Annotated in this window: 1 protein-coding gene; it reads left to right on the forward strand. The window is 55.7% G+C overall.

The genetic code is table 11. The features are described 5' to 3' along the window. Positions 1 to 163 precede the first annotated feature (163 nt). On the forward strand, positions 164 to 748 hold a 585-nt coding region (locus J5224_RS32400), incomplete at its 3' end, for a lytic transglycosylase domain-containing protein (RefSeq protein WP_264629044.1).

Below are 748 nucleotides of genomic sequence, written 5' to 3' on the forward strand. Positions count from 1 at the left end.
TTCCGGCAAACTGGTCCTGCTTGAGCCACGGGAGGATAGCAATCTTCCACAGAGTGCGGAGCCCGGCGAAACGGCGCTTTAACCCTTCTTTATTACTCCTTACTCCGCAGCGTGCCGGGTCAACTGACTGTGCACGTTGCCTTCATTCAATTCCGGGGCCATCATGCTTTCCACCACTGCCTTTCTGGCGGCGGCCATGCAGTGTGCCGCCAGCATTCATCCGTCCACTGCACCCGACGTGGCACGGGTGGAACCCGGTTTTAACCCTTATGCCACCGCCGAAATTATCCCGAAGGCCACTCGCGCCCTCGGAGATAACAATGTTATCTCCCATCAGCCCGCCAGCCGGGACAAAGCTGAGCATATTATTCGCCGCCTTATGGCACAGGGACGCCGTTACTCTGTGGGACTGATGCAAATCACCAGCACCAATTTCCATCATTACGGCGTGACGGCCTCTGACCTGCTTGATCCCTGTACCAATTTGTCAGTTTTTGAAAGCATTCTCAGCGACTGCTACCAACGTGGCGGTTCCCTGAAAAGAGCGTTGAGTTGCTATTACTCCGGCAATTTCCATACCGGACAACAGCCGGAAGCGGCTTTTTCAGGGACCAGCTATCTGCAGCGGGTGGGTTATGTTTCAGCTTCTCCCCGTTATGCCGTACCGGGCACCCGCGAGGATAAATCCACAACTCTGACTCCCCTCGAAGCCATTCCTGCTGATAAGCCATCCCCTCCCCGTGTGATC

It is taken from the genome of Candidatus Symbiopectobacterium sp. NZEC135, from assembly GCF_025962695.1.